Source organism: Lacimonas salitolerans (genome assembly GCF_042677865.1).
Lineage (GTDB): Bacteria > Pseudomonadota > Alphaproteobacteria > Rhodobacterales > Rhodobacteraceae > Lutimaribacter > Lutimaribacter salitolerans.
Map to the genome: position 1 here is coordinate 65,337 of NZ_JBHUDD010000001.1, position 16,582 is coordinate 81,918.

Consider the following 16,582-nt stretch of genomic DNA (forward strand, 5'->3'; position numbering starts at 1 on the left):
TCATACCATAATCCCCATGGGATGGGCATATTACCGGTCTGCAGCCGGTGCGCCACCCTCAAAATGGTTGCCTTTTGCGTAATCGCAAGGCTCTTGCCGCATTTCGAGGTGCAGGCCGGTGCCGGTATAGGGGTGTGCGCGGGCCAGATCCTCGTCGACCTCGATGCCCAGACCGGGGGTGTCGGACAGGGAAATGAACCCTTCCTCGGCCCGGATCGTGCCCTTGATCAGCGCGTCGTGGAACGGGCTTTCGATGGTTTCGGCCATCAGGATGTTGGGGATAGAGGTGGCCAGATGCAGGTTGGCGGCCCACTCGATCGGACCGGCATACAGATGCGGGGCCATCTGCGCGCCGAACGCCTCGGCCATGGCGGCGAGCTTCTTCATCTCCCATATGCCGCCCGCACGGCCAAGGGCGGGTTGCAGGATCTCGGCCCCGCCAGTGCGCAGCAGCATGGCGAACTCGGCCTTGGTGGTCATCCGCTCGCCGGTGGCGACGGGAATGCGCACGGCCTGTGCGACGCGGGCGAAATCCAGCAGGTTGTCGGGCGGAATGGGCTCTTCGAACCACAGCGGGCTGTAGGGTTCCAGCGCCTGACCCAGCCGGATCGCGCCTGCCGGGGTGAACTGCCCATGGGTGCCGAACAGCAGGTCGGCGCGGTCGCCCACCACCTCGCGGATGGCCTTGCAAAAGGCGACCGAGCGGGAGATGTCGGACATCGCGGGCATATGCCCGCCGCGCATGGTGTAGGGGCCTGCGGGGTCGAATTTCACCGCCGTCCAGCCGCGCGCGACGTAATCGTCGGCGGTCTCGGCATTCATTTCGGGCGAAACCCAGAATTCGGTCATGTCGTGGTGGGGCAGGGGGTAGAGATAGGTATAGGCGCGGACACGGTCGTTCATCCGCCCGCCCAGCAGCGCATAGACCGGCCGCTCGCGGTGCTTGCCCAGAATATCCCAGCAGGCGATCTCGAGTCCCGAAAACGCACCCATCACGGTCAGGTCGGGGCGCTGGGTGAAGCCGCTGGAATAGGCGCGGCGGAACATCAATTCGATGTTTTCGGGGTTTTCACCGGCCATGTGGCGGCTGAACACGTCGGTGATGACGTGTTTCATCGCCTCGGGGCCGACCGAGGCGGCATAGACCTCGCCCCAGCCGGTGATGCCGGTGTCGGTGGTCAGCTTGACCAGGATCCAGTAGCGCCCGCCCCAGCCCGGTGCGGGCGGCGATGTCACGATGATGTCGAGATCGGTCAGTTTCATCGGCGTGGTCCTTGGTCAGAGGGGTTTCGGACCGGCATTGCCGGTCCGACGAGGTGGGGGGCGCTGCCCCCCACACCCCCCGGGATATTTGCAGAGAGAGGAAACCAGGGGGCTTTGCGGATATGCGGGCCGGTTCAGCGCTTGAAGGTGATCACGTTGCGGCGGGCGGCCCCGGTCAGGGTGTCGGCGATCGCCTCGTTGATCTGGTCAAGCTCCCAGCGGCCCGAGATCAGCTCGTCCAGTTTCAGGCGGCCCTGCTGATACAGATCGACGATCCAGGGGATGTCGCGCTTGATCACAATGTCGCCCATCTTCGAGCCGATCATGCCCTGGCCCGCATCGGCCATGATGATGGGGGAATAACTGGCGGTCTGGTCCAGATGCGGCATGCCGACCATCACCACGTTGCCGCCATTGGCGATGTAGCGCGGGGCCTTGTCATAGACCGCCGCGGCCCCCACGGTCACCAGCACGGCATCGGCCCCCCGGCCCAGCAGCTTCTTGACCTCGGACCACGGTTTGCCGGTGCCCAGAACGCCGTCGGTCGCGCCGAATTCGCGGGCGATGTCCAGTTTCTCCTCGCTCATGTCCACGGCAACGACGCGGCGCGCACCTGCCAGCCGCGCGCCCTGAATGGCGTTCAGGCCGACGCCACCTGCGCCGATCACCACCACGTCCTGACCGGGGCGCACATCGGCGGCGATGACGGCGGCGCCCAGCCCGGTGATCACCCCGCAGGAGATCAGCGAGGCGACATCCTTGGGCATGTCGCCCGGGATCACCGCGACCTGGGACTGATCGACCACCACCTTTTCGGCAAAGGCGGCGATGGCCAGCCCGTGGTCGATCGGTTGACCGTCGAGCGTGGAAAGCGGCCCCTTGCTGCGGTCATAGGGGGTTTCGCAGATCGTGGGCTTGCCCGAGCCGCAGGACCGGCAATGCCCGCAGGCGCGGATCAGCGTGGCGCAGACGCTGTCGCCCACACTGATGCCCTGCACGCCCGCGCCCACGGCGGTGACGGTTCCGGCGGCCTCGTGGCCATACACTGCGGGCAGCGTGCCGCCGAACCCGCCCTGCCAGAAGGAAATGTCGGAATGGCAGATCGCGACCGCGTCCAGCTTCACCTCGACCTCGCCTATCGCGGGGGCGCGCAGGTCGATATCCTCGATCACCAGCGGGGCGTTGAATTCATGGCACACGGCGGCCTTGATGGTGGGCATGTGGTCTCTCTCCCTCGGGTCAGATTTGGGCGGAGCCTGCCTTGGCCGTGCCGCCCATGCAAGGCGAAATATCCGCCCGCATGGCGGAACTCAGACGGTTTGCGGCGCGATGCGGGCGCGGAACAGGACAAGGCTGATCGCCATCAGCAGCGCGGCCAGCAGGAACGGCGCGCCGGGCAGGTAGGGGCTGGCCCCCGGTCCGGTGAAGGCGGCAAAGATCTGCGTCATCACCACCGGGGCCATGATCATCGCGACCGAGGTGACCGAGGCCAGCACGCCCTGCAATTCGCCCTGCGCGTTGTCGGGTGTCAGGCGCGACATGATCCCCTGTAGCGCGGGCATGCCGATCGCCCCGACGGCGGTGACCGGGATCAGGAACAGCACGGCGGTGCCCGAGGTGATCAGGCCAAGGATCACAAGGCTGACCACCTCGATCGCAAGGCCGAAGATCACCGTGCGGCGTTCGCCCATCGCGCGGATCGCGGGGCGCACCAGCACGCCCTGCACGACGGCGATGGACACGCCGTAAACTGCCAGGCTGATCCCGACCAGACCGGGGGACCAGCCGAAGCGTTCGACCGTGAAATAGGCCCAGATCGCGGGATAGACCATGGTGGCGACCTGAAAGAAGAAGAACACCCAAAGCAGTGTCGTCAGATCGGGCAGGCGGCCCACCGCGCGGAACGCCCCGAACGGATTGGCGCGGCGCATGGCAAAGGGGCGGCGGGTGGCGTCGGTGACGGTTTCGCGCAGGACGACCCAGCCGAAGGCAGTGTTGGCCAGCGACAGCGCGGCTGCGGCATAGAACGGCGCGCGGGTGCCGTATTCGGCCAGCAGCCCGCCCAGCATCGGGCCAAAGACAAAGCCCACGCCAAAGCCCGCGCCAATCAGGCCGAAGTTGCGCGCCTTTTCCGCCGGGGTCGAGATATCGGCCATGTAGGCGGTGGCGGTGGCATTGGTGGCCGCCGTGATCCCGCCAAAGATGCGCCCGGCCAGCAGCAGCCAGATCGAGCCGGCCAGCGCCATCACGATGTAGTCCAGCGCCATTGCCAGCAGCGAGATCAGGATGACCGGCCGCCGCCCGAAGGCATCCGACAGGTTGCCCACAAGGGGCGAGAACAGGAACTGCATCACCGCAAAGCTGGCCGACAGGATGCCGCCCCAGATCGCCGCGTTCGAGATGTCGCCGCCAGTCACCTCGCGGATCAGGTCGGGCATCACCGGCAGGATCAGGCCGATCCCCATGGCATTCAGAACGACGGTCAGCAGGATGAACAGGACGGGCAGGGGCATGGGCGGCCTTTGATCGGTTTGCCGGACGATAGGCCGGGCGCGCGCAAAGGGAAAGCGGTGACGTCAGGTGGGCCGGATTGCCCACCCTGCCTGTCGGGTTTCGTCACTCTTGCATCAGTGTCCCGCCCTGCGAAAAGCGGCTGATCCACTCTACGTTCAAGGCGTTTGCCAGTTTCCCGACATCAGGGCGCAGGGTCCGCAGGTCGGGCGGTTGAACCCCCAGCGACCGGCACAGCCGCGCCACCTCGGCGCCGGGATCGGCAGACAGGGCCGTGTAGCTCAGGTTGACCGGACGGATGCCGGTTTCGTTGAACCAGTCTGCCCACAGCCTGTCCTGCCGTGTCAGGTCGGACAGGGCATGGGCGATCCGGCTGTGGTCATAGCGTGGCGGGGCGGGAGAGGCGAGACGCTCACGCTCGGCCCCGGACGCGGTGATGTGCCAAAGGCCGGTCTGTTGTGCGATCACCAGCGACACGGCCTGTGCCAGCTTGTCCTCGCGGGTCAGATGCACGAACAGGCAGCGGCCAAGGCAGTGGGTCAGGCGGTCGCGCGTGTTGGTCTGCGCGGGGCTGGCAAGCTGGACCAGCCCCAGAAACCTGTCCAGATCACGCTGCATCAGGCGCATCCCGAACAGCCCGGTCGCATCGCGGCCCGCGCGCCTTGCCGCCGCGATGAAGGCACGGGCATAAGCCGCATCGTCCGGCGCGTCGGGCTGCGGCAGGCCCCAGACCTGCTGCCAATGCGGATCGGGATCGGCCATGAAAAACGAATCCGGCTTCCCGGCCACGCCCGTCGCTTCAAGCATGTCGCATAGCAGCGTGCTGCCGCTGCGGGGCGTGGCGCAGATGATGTAGCTGTCGTATCCTGCTGTCCCGGTCAATTCGCCACCATCAGCCGCAGCGCGTCATAGATCGCGGCATGGGTGTTGCGCGCGCTGACGGCGTCGCCGATGCGGAACAGGTGGAAGGAGCCTTCGGGGTTGGGTTCCAGCCGCTGCGGGGCACGCGCGATGAAGGCGTCGTGATCCAGTTCGCCCAGGTTGCGCGACAGCGGCTTGAGGTCGAAATACAGCGCGTCCAGCGGCACGGTGCCGTGGTTGACCACCACCTGATCGAAATGGCGCATCTGTGTGTGGTCGCTGTAATCGGTGCCGATGGTGGCGGCCAGCCGGTTGCCGTCGCGCGCGACGGATTTCAGCCGGTAGGTGACCGTGAACCTTGTATTCCTGTCCTGCAGGTTGCGCATGTAGGGGACCAGGTTCATGCCCATCACCTCGGGGGCAAAGCTGCGGTCGGGGGTCATGATCTCGACCTGCGCGCCGGTCTGCGCGATCACGTCGGCGGCCATCAGGGCCGGGTGATCGCCCGCATCGTCAAAGATCAGCACATCCTGCCCCGGTTTTACATCACCCGACAGGATGTCCCAGGTGCTGACGACAAGCTCGTTGCCGTCCTCCAGCACCTGCGTGTTTGGCAGGCCCCCGGTGGCCACGATGACCAGGTCGGGGTGCAGGGCGGTGACATCCTCGGCCTCGGCGAAGGTGTTGAACCGGAACGCGACATCGCGGGCGGCGCATTGCGCCATGCGCCAGTCGATGATGCCGGTCATCTCGGCCCGGCGTCTGTCCTGCGCGGTCAGGCGGATCTGCCCGCCGGGCTTGTCTGCGGCCTCGAGCACCGTCACCTCGTGCCCGCGTTCGGAGGCGACGCGCGCGGCCTCCAGCCCGGCCGGGCCTGCGCCCACGATCACCACGCGGCGGGGTGTGGGGCTGGGCGGGATGATGTGGGGCAGCTCCAGCTCGCGCCCCGTGGCCGCGTTGTGGATGCACAGCGCCTCGCCGCCCTGATAGATGCGGTCGAGGCAGTAGGTGGCGCCGACGCAGGGACGGATCGTATCCTCTTGCCCTGCCATGATTTTCTGCACGATGTAGGGATCGGTCATATGGGCGCGGGTCATGCCGACCATGTCCAGTTGCCCGGTGGCGACGGCGTGGCGGGCGGTGGCCACATCGGGGATGCGCGCGGCGTGAAAGGTCGGCAGGCCCACCTCGGCCCGGATGCGCCCGGCGAAATCCAGATGCGGGGCATAGGCCATGCCCTGCACCGGGATCACGTCGGTCAGCTTTGCATCGGTTTCGACACGGCCCCGGATCACGTTCAGGAAATCCACCTGCCCGGTGTCGCGCAGGCGTCTGCCGATCTCGATCCCGTCCTCGGTGCTGATCCCGCCCGGCGCCAGATCATCGGCGGTATAGCGGAGTCCGACAATGAAATCAGGGCCGACGCGGTCGCGGATGGCGGCCAGGACGTCCAGTGAAAAGCGCATTCTGGCGGTCAGATCGCCGTTGTATGGCCCGGTTAGGGCGTTCTGGCGCGGCGACCAGAAGGCGTCCATCAGGTGACCGTAAGCCTCCAGCTCGATGCCGTCCAGACCGGCGGCCTGCATGCGTTCGGCGGCATCGGCATAGTCGGCGATGATGCGGGCGATGTCCCAATCCTCCATCACCTTGGGAAAGGCCCGGTGCGCCGGTTCGCGCATCCCGGATGGTGCCAGCGAGGGCAGCCAGTCGCCCTTGTTCCACCCCGTGCGCCAGCCCAGATGGGTCAACTGGATCATCACTGCGCAGCCGTGGTCGTGGCACTCATCAGACAGTTTTTGCAGCCATGGCACGACTTCGTCCTTGTAGGCCAATACGTTGTTGAACGCGGGCGGGCTGTCGCGCGACACGATGGCCGAGCCTGCGGTCATCGTCATCGCGACACCGCCTTTGGCGCGTTCGACGTGATAGGCGCGATAGCGGTCCTTGGGCATCCCGTCCTCGGGATAGGCGGGTTCGTGGCTGGTGGTCATGATCCGGTTCTTCAGCGGCAGATGCTTGAGCTGGTAGGGCTGGAGCAACGGATCCTTGGACATGGGCCTGCCTTTCGTGCCGGTGGGACAAGCGCAGCGTTTCGGGGCGGCGGGCGGCTGTCAAGAGGGCCGGAAAGGCGATGCCCCCCCATGCACTTGTCATGCACATCGCATACGCATTGCGCGCGCCTGTGAAAGGGCGGCAGACCGGGTGAGACCGGTGGTCAGCCTCGGTCAGCCGGGCAGGTCGGTCACGGCCTGCGCAAAGGCGCGCGCGGTTTGCGGCGCGTGGCCCATCTGCCGGCTGGGGTCAAAGATGTCGTCGAGCGCCAGATCGGGAAAGGCAGCGCGGGCGAGGGCGGCCAGATCAGCCCCTTGGGCCATCGCCTGCTGGCACAGCGTCTTGACCTGTGCCTGCGCCTGCGGGCGGGGCAGGGTCCGGGCCAGCCGGAAGGACAGCGCCTCGGCATGGATCAACCCGCCGCTGGACTCGAGCGCCGCGCGCATGGCGGCGGGATCGGGCGTGACGCTGGTCGCCAGCCGGTTGGCATGGGTCAGCGCGGCAGCGGTGCCAAGGCAGAGTTGCGGCAGGGTCAGCCATTCGGTGAACCACGCCGCGCCGTCGCGCTGCTCGCGGTGCAGGGCGGCCCCCTGCATCACGGTGTTCAGGGCCACGACCTGCCGCGCCAGCGCCGTCATGGCGGAGGGCCCCACCGGGTTTTGCTTTTGCGGCATGGTGGACGACCCGCCGGCCCCGTCCAGCGTGACCTCGGAGATGCCGGACTGCGTGAGCAGGATCAGATCCTCGCCCATCTTGCCAAGGGCGGTGGCCAGACGTGTCAGCCAGGCGCAGATCGCCTGCAGGCCGGATCGGTCGGCGTGCCATGTGTGGCCGGGATCGGCCAGACCAAGGGCGGTGGCCATCTGCGCGCGGATCGCGGCGGCCTGTGGGCCGAGGGCCGCGCCGGTGCCTGCGGCACCCGACAGCGACACGCACAGATGGCCGCGCAGGGCGGGCAATTCGGCCAGCAGGCCCAGCAGTGGCTGACCCCAACCCGCCACCACCGCGCCAAAACTGGTGGGGGTGGCGTGCTGACCATAGGTGCGCGCGGCCATCGGCGTGTCGGCATGATCCTGCGCCAGCCGGGCCAGGGCGGTCAGGGTGGCGCGCATATCCCGCTCGACCAGCGCCAGGAACTGGCGCAGCCGCAGCATCAGACCGGTGTCCATGATGTCCTGGCTGGTGGCCCCGAAATGCAGGTATTGCGCATGTTCGGGCGCGGCCATTTCCTTGCGAAAGGCGGCGACCAGCCCCGGCACAGTGACGCCGTTCTGGCCCGTGGCCTGCGCCAGCGCGCCTGCGTCGATCACGATTTCCATAGACGAGCGGTGGATGAAGGCGGCGGCGGTTTCGGGGATCACGCCCAGATCGCCCTGCACCTTGGCCAGCGTGCCCTGCACCAGCATCATGGCGCGGATCTCGGCGGTGTCGGTGAACAGGCGGGTGGCGTCGCCTGCCGGGAAAAGCTGATGATAGAGCGCGCTGTCGTACACCGATCCGGCCATGTCTTGCCTGCCTTATCCTTGAGCAAATCCGTGCAGATGCGCGGCCAGTGCGGCGGGCTGCGCGAAGAACGGCGAATGGGCGCAGCCCATAGTGGTGATGTGACCGGCGGGCCAATCCTGCGTCATGGTGATCTGGTATTCCGGCGGGATGGTGCGATCGTCGGCGCAGCGGATATAGCGGCGCGGGATAGGCGCGCTGCGCCCGGTTGTCGTGACCGGCACCGATGTGGGTTGCGTCGCCTGAATGCACAGGTTGTCGGCGGCATAGTCCACCGTGCCGGGCGGGCAGTCGTGATAGAACAGGTCGTGCAGGTCGGCGCGCGCGACGGTCCAGCCCTGTTTGTCATCGGTCATCCGAATGTGCGGCAGCAGGGGCTGATACGGGGCCTCCATCCGCATCTGCGACAGGCTGAGGCCGGGTTTTGGCACATAGGCGCAGACATAGATCAGCATCTGCACGTTTTGCGGTGCCCGTTCCGCGGCCAGCGTGATCGGGTAGCCGCCCATGGAATGGCCCACAAGGATGGTGGGCGTGTCCAGTGCGGCGGTGATCGCATCGGCATAGGCGTCCAGCGTCACATCGGTATAGGGCGTGGCGTCGGCCCCGTGGCCGGGCAGGTCGATGGCGCGGGCCGTGTGGCCCAATGCCTGCAATTCGGGGATGACATCGAGCCAGCACCATGCGCCATGGGCCGCCCCGTGGATCAGAAGAAAATCGCTCATGCCTTGTGTTCTGGCACGGTTTGCGGGGCAGGGAAAGGCGCGATCAGGTCGGCGGCGGACAGGATATAGGCCTTGCCGAAACCGCCGTTCAGCAGTGCATCGGTGACGGCAAAGCGCACCAGCCGGAAATCGGCAAAGTCGATGTAGAGTTTCGCCTTGGGCCGTTGGGTCAGGTAGTGATCGCGCAGCGGCGCATGATCGGCGCTGTCGCGCGGGATCAACTGCGCGCGGGCATGGACCGTCAGGCGCGGATGGGTCAGCGGATCGCCCTTGTCGCCGGGCTCGCCCAGCAGCAGGGCGCAATCGGGGGACGCATCCAGTGCTGCGGTGTGATGCGACAGCGACGAGATCAGCGACAGCGGCGCGCCCTGCGGATCGGTGGCCATGGCGATGCGGGTGACCGAGGGCAGGGTGGTGCCCGGGCGGATCACGGCCAGCGCGGCGTGGGTGGCCTGCGCGATCAGGTCGCGGGCGATCCGGCGGGCGTCATCATCGGCGGGTTGAAACAGGTCGGGCTTGGGCATTCTGGCAGGCCTTGTGCGGGGACGTGTGCTTGGGTTGCGCGCGCGGCGTGCCTGACGCCCTTGATCGCGCAGCGCAGGCCGGTTGGCAAGGGGCAGCGCCGGGCGTCAGATGTCCAGAAACACCGTCTCGCCCTCGCCCTGCAGGCGGATGTCAAAGCGGTATTCGCCCGCGCCGGTTGTCGTGGCGATTAGGGACGGCACGCGGTTGCGCTGCTCGATCCGGGCCAGAAGGGGGTCGGCGCTGTTGTCCTCATCCTCGAAATAAACCCGGGTGTGCAGGCCGATGTTTATGCCGCGCGCGGCGATCCACAGGCTGATATGGGGGGCCTGCATCCCGCCGCCGCGCATCGGCACCGGGCCGGGTTTGACGGTGCGCAGGGTAAATGCGCCGCTGTCCTTGTCGGCGGCAAAACGGCAGAAGCCGGTGACGCCCGGATCGGCCTCGTCCTGACCGGGGAACAGGCCTGCCGCATCCGGTTGCCAGCTTTCCAGCAGCGCGTCGCGCAGCGCCCAGCCGGTGCCGTCGATGACCTGCCCGGTGATGGTGATGATCTGCCCCTTTGCGCCGTCGGTGATCGGCGACAGGCCCAGATCCTGCGGATACACGCCCTCGATCCCGGCAAAGGTGGGGATGCAGCCGATGTGAACATAGGGTCCACCGGTCTGGCTGGCGGTTTCGGTCAGTCGGTCAAGCGGTTGGGTCATGTCACATCCCCTCAGGCTGGTTTTCGAACATGGTCTGACGCCGCCCGCGCAGCACGATGTCGAACTTGTAGGCCAGAAAATCCAGCGGCCGCGCCATCGCCATGTCCAAGGGGGCCACCAGCCGGTCAAGCTGGCTGCGATTTTTGACGGTGGCGGCGATCGGGCAAAGGTCGATCAGCGGATCGCCCTGGAAATACATCTGCGTGATCAGGCGCTGACCAAAGCTGTGGCCGAACACCGAGATATGGATGTGCATCGGCCGCCAGTCATTCGCGCGGTTGGGCCATGGATAGGCCCCGGGACGGATGGTCAGGAACTGGTAACGCCCCTGATCGTCGGTGATCGTGCGCCCGCAACCGCCGAAATTGGGATCGAGCGGCGCGAAATAGCTGTCCTTGATGTGCCGGTAGCGGCCCCCGGCATTGGCCTGCCAGATCTCGACCAGCGTGTTGGGCACCGGGCGGGCAAACTCGTCCAGCACCCGGCCATGCATCAGGATACGCTCGCCCACCGCCGGTTTGCCGGGATCGCGGCTGAAATTCACGATCAGGTTGTTGTCGAGCGGGCCAAGGATGCCATGACCAAAGCGCGGGCCGGTTTCCTCGGACGGGGTGGATTCCATCGACAGCAGCGGCCAGTTCGGGCTGCGCGGCACCGAGGTCTTGTAATCCGGATCATAAGGCACCGGGTGCATGTCACGCTGGCGCGGGACAAGGGGGCCAAGGTCGGTCATTTGCTGTCCTCCTCCATCTCGGCAAAGGTCTGTCTGGCCAGTTTCAGCGCGTGATTGGCGCGCGGCACGCCGGCATAGATGGCGACATGCTGGAACGCCTCGAGCACGTCCTGCCGGCTGGCCCCGGTGCGGGCGGTGGCGCGGATATGCATCGGGATTTCCTCGAAATTCCCGGTCGCGGCCAGCAGCGCCAGCGTCAGCATCGACCGTTCGCGCAAGGTGATGGCGTCGCTGGCCCAGACCGTGCCCCAGGCCCCTTCGGTGATCAGGGTCTGGAAGGGTTCGTCAAACGCGGTCTTGGCCGCCTCGGCCCGGTCGACATGGGCGTCGCCCAGCACCGCGCGGCGCACCTGCATGCCCTTGTCGAAACGGTCAGACATGGCCGGTGTCCCGGATGAAGCCGGTCAGGATGCGGGCATAGTCCTCGGGGTTTTCCACGCAGGGCAGGTGCCCCGCCCCGCGGATCAGTTCGAACTTCGATCCGGGGATCAGGTCGATGGTTTCGCGCACAAGGTCGGGCGGCGTCGATCCGTCCTCGGACCCTGCAATGCCCAGTGCGGGCAGGCGCAAACCGCTGGTGGGGGTGTAGAAATCGGTGCCCGATATGGCGGCGGAACAGCCCGCGTAGCCCTCGAGCGGCTGGCGCACCAGCATGTTGCGCCAGGCGTGAAACGCGTCGGTCTGGTGAAACGGGGCGGAGAACCACCGCTGCATGATGGCATCGGCCAGCGCCTCGATCCCGCCTGCGCGCACGGCGGCGATCCGCTCGTCCCACATGTCCGCCGTGCCGATCTTGGCCCCGGTGTTCGACAGCACCATGGCGCGCACAAGGTCCATGCGTTTCACCGCCAGCCCCTGCGCGATCATGCCGCCGATGGACAGGCCCACCAGCAGGCAATCGCGCACCTTCAGATGATCCAGCAAACCTTCCAGATCGGCCACCAGCGTGCCCATCTTGTAGGGGCCGGGGGTCACTTCGGTCAGGCCATGCCCGCGCTTGTCATAGCGGATGATGCGCAGACCGGCAGGCAGCAGCGGCAGCACCTGGTCCCACAGGCGCAGATCGGTTCCCAGCGAATTGGCAAAGACGAGCGCCGGGCCATCTGGATCGCCCTGATCGGTGTAATGGACGCGCAGCCCGTTCAGATTGGCCATCAGCATCAGTAGGGCATCCCTGTATAAGCTTCGGCCAGCGCCTTTTGCGCCGCCGTATTGTCGCGCAGAAAGGCCAGTTCGGCCTGCTGCATCTTGAGATCAAAGGCACTCTGATCCGGAAAGCGGTGCAGTTGCGATGTCATCCACCAGCTGAACCGCTGCGTTTTCCAGATCCGCGCCAGCGCACGCTCCGAATAGCGGTCCAGCCCTTCGGCGTCACCCTGATTGTAATGCCGGTCGAACCCGTCGAACAGGTAATGAATGTCGCTGGCGGCGGTGTTCAGCCCCTTGGCCCCGGTGGGCGGCACGATATGCGCGGCATCACCGGCCAGGAACAATCGGCCCCAGCGCATCGGCTCGCAGACGAAACTGCGCAAGGGCGCGATGGATTTCTCGATCGAGGGGCCGGTGACAAGGCTGTCCGCCGCGTCCTCGGGGATGCGCCGCCTCAGCTCGTCCCAGAAGGCGTCATCGGTCCAGTCATCGGGGCTGTCGGACAGATCGCACTGGATGTAGTAGCGGCTGAGATTGGCGTTGCGCATCGAACACAGCGCAAAACCCCGGTCGGAATTGGCATAGATCAGCTCGTCATCCACGGGGGGCGTTTCCGACAGGATGCCCAGCCAGCCGAACGGGTAGGTGCGCTCGTATTCGCGGCGCACATCGGTGGGGATCGCCTGTCGCGACGGCCCGTGAAACCCGTCGCAGCCGGCGACGAAATCGCAATCCAGCCGATGTACCGCGCCATCTCTCAGGAAGGTCACGAAAGGGGCATCCGTGTCCAGATCATGGGGCGTGACGCCGGAACAGTCGTGCAGCACCACGCCGCCCGCCGCCTCGCGCGCATCGTACAGGTCGCGCGTCACCTCGGTCTGGCCATAGACCATCACGGTCTTGCCGATCAGATCGGCGAAATCGATGCGGAACATCTGCCCGTCATAGGCAAACTGCGTGCCGTCGTGGATGAACCCCTCGCGCTGCATCCGCTCGCCCACGCCGGCGCGGGTCATCAGATCGACCATGCCGGTTTCCAGAACCCCGGCACGGATGCGTGACAGCACATAGTCGCGCGAGCGCCGTTCCAGCACCACGCTGTCGATGCCCCTGGTGTGCAAAAGTTGTGCCAGCAGCAACCCCGAAGGCCCGCCGCCGATGATCGCTACCTGAGTGCGCATGATCCCTCCCTGAACCTTGCAGCCAGAATTGCGAAATTAGTTTACCCTGTCAATCATTATCGCGGGCGGTGATTTCAAAGCGGCGGTCCTTCTTCATCTTGCCAGGTAAACTCTGGGGTGAATTGGGCCGCAGGCCCAAGAGGGGCAACGCCCCTCAAGCCAAAAGAATAGTGGGTGGCGCAGCCACGCCTTTGGATCACGCCTGGTTTGGGATAGAACGATCCCATGTGCGGACGATTTGCCCTGACCCTGCCCCCCGATGCGATGGCGCAGCTTTTTGCGGCAACGCTGGCCAATGACCTGCCGGACCTGCCCGACCACAACATCTGTCCCACCAACCGCGTCCTTACCGTGGTGTCGGGTGCGCAGGGGCGGCGTGTGGGCGCGATGCGCTGGGGGTTTTTGCCGCATTGGTACGCCAGCCCGACGGACGGGCCGTTGCTGATCAACGCGCGGGCCGAGACAATTGCGGACAAGCCCGCATTCGCGCGCGCCGTGCGTCAGCGGCGCTGCCTGATCCCGGCGGACGGGTTTTACGAATGGACAAAGGACGAAGGCGGCAACCGTCTGCCGTGGTATGTCAGCCGCAGCGACGGTGCCCCGATGGTATTCGCGGGCATCTGGCAGATGTGGGGCCCCGAGGAGGCGCGCATGCCCACCTGCGCCATCGTCACCGTTGCGGCCGGGCCCGATATCGAACCGATCCATCACCGCCAGCCGGTGATCCTGCCGTCCGATCACTGGGCTTTGTGGCTGGGCGAGGCGGGAACCGGGGCCGCCACATGCCTTCAGGCCGCCCCGAAAGGCAGCCTGCTGGCGTGGCGCGTCGATGCGCGGGTCAATTCGAACCGGGCCAGCGGGGCGGATCTGATCCGCCCGCTGGATGATGTGTGATCAGTCGGCCTGCGGCGGGGGCGCAAAGCTCAGGACACCCCGCATCGGTTGCCCTTCACCATTCACATCGGCCAGGTCCACGGCCGTGGCCTCGTCATCCAGTTCTTCGGTGCCGGTGCGCCCGAAGAACGCGTTGGGCATGTCCGCAATCACGGTCATGGTAAAGGCGTCGGCCTCCTGCAGCGGATCGGAGGCGAATGTGAACTTGTCGCCGAAGACGCGGCGCGGGGCCGTGTCGGTGTTCACGAAGGTCACCGTATCGCCGGGCTGGACATAGGTGATCTCGGGAAAGAAGCCTTCGGCGACGATGGCGATTTCATGCTCGGCCGCCTGCGCGGACGCGATGGAAAGGCCAAGGGCAAGCGCGGTAACGGCAGTTTTGCGTAGCATGTCGGTACTCCTGTCAACAAGCGCCCCACCCGTTACAGAATCATGCGCCAAGCGATAGGCCGCAAATGCGGCATTTTTGGGGCGCGGATCATGGATGCGGCCCGGCCGCGGGCACGGCATCGTGATCGCCCGGGGCATCCCGTTTTCCCCCGCCAGAATGGGATGTTGGCGCAAATCGGCGTGGTTTTGCATCCGAAATGCGCGCAGGGGCGGTTGCGCTGATGCAGGTTAGCACCGTATCAGCAGATATCGGAGAGTATATTTCCGACATCATTTTCGGCGCGCCGGGTATCGTATCGCTTTACGATCCGCCTGCGCGTGCCAAGGGAGCCTCTATCCATGACTTCTGACCGAAACGTGCGATCCGCATCGCATGCCGCGCGCGCGGCCGGGACCGATCCTGATCCATCCATCCACCCTGCGACGGCCCATGCACCGCAGGTGGGCGGCCCTGTCACGGATGACATCCGCGACGCCAAGGACTGGGTGGCCATCCTGTCGCAATACCGCGAGCCGTCGCGCTGGCGCAGCGCGTGGGAGCTGTGCGTGACGGCGGTGCCCTTCGTGGCGCTGTGGGCGCTGGCATGGTGGAGCCTTGATGTCAGCTATGCGCTGGCGGCGGGATTCGCGGTGCTGAATGCGGCGTTCCTGGTGCGTTTGTTCATGATCCAGCATGATTGCGGGCATGCGGCATTTTTCCGCAGCCGGGTGCTGAGCGACTGGACCGGGCGCGCGATCGGCGTTCTGACGCTGACGCCTTATGATGTCTGGCGCCGCATGCATGCCGCCCACCACGCCACGACCGGCAATCTGGAACGGCGCGGGATGGGCGATGTGCTGACGCTGACTGTGGATGAATTCAACAGCCTGTCGCGCTTTGGCCGTCTGAAGTACCGCCTGTACCGGCATCCGCTGGTGATGTTCGGGCTTGGGCCGTTCTACCTGTTCTTCGTCCAGAACCGGCTGCCCTTCGGGCTGATGCGCAGCGGTGCGCGCTACTGGGTCAGCGCCATGGGCACCAATGTGGCAGTGGCGGCCCTGTTGGTCGGGATCGGATATTTCGGCGGGGTCGGCGCGCTGCTTTTGGTGTTCCTGCCCACGATGATCGTTGCCGCGTCGATCGGGGTCTGGCTGTTCTATGTCCAGCACCAGTTCGAGGAAACGCATTGGGATCACGACGAGGACTGGCAGCTTCACGATGCGGCGCTGCATGGCAGTTCGCATTACGTGCTGCCGGGTGTCCTGCGCTGGTTCAGCGCCAATATCGGCGTGCATCACGTGCACCACCTGCAATCGCGCGTGCCGTTCTATCGTCTGCCGGAAATCCTGCGCGATCACCCGCAATTGGCGCAGGCGCAACGCCTGACCCTGCGCGAAAGCCTGAGCTGCGTGGGCAAGCAGTTGTGGGATGAAAAGTCCCGGCGGCTGGTGTCATTCTCGGCGGCGCGCGCGGCCTGAGTGCGGCCTGAGCGCGGCCTGAGCGCGACCAGGACGCGGCGGGGGCCGCCGCGTCTGTCATACCTCTGTTGTGCCGATGACGGAACTTTGTCGGGGCTGGGTCGTTCACCAAGGGTCTTGGCCGTCTGCCGATCTTGCGCAGATGGGTGACGACACGCGACCGAAACCAACCGTCGACAGGAGCTGTCCATGGATGCGAAACCACCCGTTCTGAGGCCGGGTGACACCTGCTGGCGGATCGAAACGACGGACCGTCTGGCCGTGATCGTCGATGCGGCGGATTACTTCACCATCCTGCGCGAGGTGATGCAGAAGGCGCAGCACAACGTCTTCATGATCGGCTGGGAGTTCGACACGCGGATCGACCTTGATCCGCGCGCGCAGGATGATGGCGTGCCGCACCGAATGGGCCGCTTTCTGAACTGGCTGGTGCGCAAACGGCCCGAGCTGAACATCTATCTGCTGCAATGGGATGTCGGGCTGCTGGGCACGCTGGGACGGGGATCGACGCCGCTGCGGCTGGCGGACTGGCTGCTGGGCAGCCGCGTCCGGCTGAAGCTGGATCATGCGTGTCAATCTGCATTCAAAACTGACCCATCGTGATCATTTAAAAATGACCCACCCGGGGGGTAG

18 protein-coding genes are annotated in these 16,582 nt (G+C 66.1%); 4 read left to right on the top strand and 14 right to left on the bottom strand.

From position 1 onward, the window contains the following. Window positions 1–30: 30 nt before the first annotated feature. From ACFTOW_RS00295 to pobA, 13 genes are all read right to left on the bottom strand, one after another. Window positions 31–1,263 carry a mandelate racemase/muconate lactonizing enzyme family protein gene (locus ACFTOW_RS00295; protein WP_379911888.1) on the bottom strand — a complete coding sequence of 411 codons (1,233 nt, stop codon included), beginning with the start codon at window positions 1,261–1,263 and terminating at the stop codon, window positions 31–33. Between the two features lie 134 nt (window positions 1,264–1,397). Beyond that, on the bottom strand, window positions 1,398–2,483 hold the full coding sequence (locus ACFTOW_RS00300) for a Zn-dependent alcohol dehydrogenase (RefSeq protein ID WP_379911890.1): 1,086 nt from the start codon (window positions 2,481–2,483) through the stop codon (window positions 1,398–1,400). A 90-nt stretch (window positions 2,484–2,573) separates the two neighbouring features. Then, entirely contained in the window at window positions 2,574–3,776 is a 1,203-nt protein-coding gene (locus ACFTOW_RS00305) for a TCR/Tet family MFS transporter (RefSeq protein ID WP_379911892.1), read from the bottom strand. A 103-nt stretch (window positions 3,777–3,879) separates the two neighbouring features. Beyond that, a complete protein-coding gene (locus ACFTOW_RS00310; protein ID WP_379911894.1) occupies window positions 3,880–4,656 on the bottom strand; it encodes a Stf0 family sulfotransferase in 777 nt (258 codons plus the stop codon). Continuing rightward, entirely contained in the window at window positions 4,653–6,689 is a 2,037-nt protein-coding gene (locus ACFTOW_RS00315) for an oxidoreductase (RefSeq protein WP_379911896.1), read from the bottom strand. Before ACFTOW_RS00315 ends, ACFTOW_RS00310 begins: the two co-directional genes overlap by 4 nt. Before the next feature lie 171 nt (window positions 6,690–6,860). Beyond that, on the bottom strand, window positions 6,861–8,192 hold the full coding sequence (locus ACFTOW_RS00320) for a lyase family protein (protein WP_379911898.1): 1,332 nt from the start codon (window positions 8,190–8,192) through the stop codon (window positions 6,861–6,863). Window positions 8,193–8,204: 12 nt separating this feature from the next. Then, window positions 8,205–8,915: an alpha/beta fold hydrolase gene (locus tag ACFTOW_RS00325; protein ID WP_379911900.1), complete on the bottom strand. Its 711-nt coding sequence runs from the start codon at window positions 8,913–8,915 to the stop codon at window positions 8,205–8,207. Beyond that, complete coding sequence (locus ACFTOW_RS00330; protein WP_379911902.1) at window positions 8,912–9,439, bottom strand: HugZ family pyridoxamine 5'-phosphate oxidase; 528 nt, start codon at window positions 9,437–9,439, stop codon at window positions 8,912–8,914. The genes ACFTOW_RS00325 and ACFTOW_RS00330 overlap by 4 nt, the downstream gene beginning before the upstream one ends. Window positions 9,440–9,544: 105 nt before the next feature. Beyond that, window positions 9,545–10,144 (bottom strand): protocatechuate 3,4-dioxygenase subunit alpha, encoded by a 600-nt coding sequence (pcaG, locus tag ACFTOW_RS00335; protein WP_379911904.1) that lies wholly within the window; start codon window positions 10,142–10,144, stop codon window positions 9,545–9,547. Window position 10,145: 1 nt separating this feature from the next. Then, window positions 10,146–10,877, bottom strand: a complete 732-nt coding sequence (gene pcaH / locus ACFTOW_RS00340) for a protocatechuate 3,4-dioxygenase subunit beta (RefSeq protein ID WP_379911906.1) — start codon at window positions 10,875–10,877, stop codon at window positions 10,146–10,148. Continuing rightward, window positions 10,874–11,257 (bottom strand): 4-carboxymuconolactone decarboxylase, encoded by a 384-nt coding sequence (gene pcaC / locus ACFTOW_RS00345; RefSeq protein ID WP_379911908.1) that lies wholly within the window; start codon window positions 11,255–11,257, stop codon window positions 10,874–10,876. The genes pcaH and pcaC overlap by 4 nt, the downstream gene beginning before the upstream one ends. Next, entirely contained in the window at window positions 11,250–12,038 is a 789-nt protein-coding gene (pcaD, locus tag ACFTOW_RS00350) for a 3-oxoadipate enol-lactonase (RefSeq protein WP_379911911.1), read from the bottom strand. The genes pcaC and pcaD overlap by 8 nt, the downstream gene beginning before the upstream one ends. Then, window positions 12,038–13,207, bottom strand: coding sequence for a 4-hydroxybenzoate 3-monooxygenase (pobA, locus tag ACFTOW_RS00355; protein ID WP_379911913.1), 1,170 nt, complete (start codon window positions 13,205–13,207; stop codon window positions 12,038–12,040). The genes pcaD and pobA overlap by 1 nt, the downstream gene beginning before the upstream one ends. 225 nt (window positions 13,208–13,432) lie before the next feature. Between pobA and ACFTOW_RS00360 the strand changes: the two genes are divergently transcribed. Next, on the top strand, window positions 13,433–14,101 hold the full coding sequence (locus tag ACFTOW_RS00360; RefSeq protein ID WP_379911915.1) for an SOS response-associated peptidase: 669 nt from the start codon (window positions 13,433–13,435) through the stop codon (window positions 14,099–14,101). Here ACFTOW_RS00360 and ACFTOW_RS00365 read toward each other — a convergent pair whose 3' ends face one another. Next, a complete protein-coding gene (locus ACFTOW_RS00365; protein WP_379911917.1) occupies window positions 14,102–14,491 on the bottom strand; it encodes a cupredoxin domain-containing protein in 390 nt (129 codons plus the stop codon). A gap of 221 nt (window positions 14,492–14,712) precedes the next feature. On the opposite strand from ACFTOW_RS00365, the gene ACFTOW_RS00370 reads away from it, so the two are divergent. From ACFTOW_RS00370 to ACFTOW_RS00380, 3 genes are all read left to right on the top strand, one after another. Next, window positions 14,713–14,841 (top strand): hypothetical protein, encoded by a 129-nt coding sequence (locus ACFTOW_RS00370; protein WP_379911919.1) that lies wholly within the window; start codon window positions 14,713–14,715, stop codon window positions 14,839–14,841. Further along, complete coding sequence (locus ACFTOW_RS00375; RefSeq protein ID WP_379911921.1) at window positions 14,831–15,949, top strand: fatty acid desaturase; 1,119 nt, start codon at window positions 14,831–14,833, stop codon at window positions 15,947–15,949. The genes ACFTOW_RS00370 and ACFTOW_RS00375 overlap by 11 nt, the downstream gene beginning before the upstream one ends. 189 nt (window positions 15,950–16,138) lie before the next feature. After that, complete coding sequence (locus tag ACFTOW_RS00380) at window positions 16,139–16,552, top strand: phospholipase D-like domain-containing protein (RefSeq protein ID WP_379911923.1); 414 nt, start codon at window positions 16,139–16,141, stop codon at window positions 16,550–16,552. Window positions 16,553–16,582: the final 30 nt, after the last annotated feature.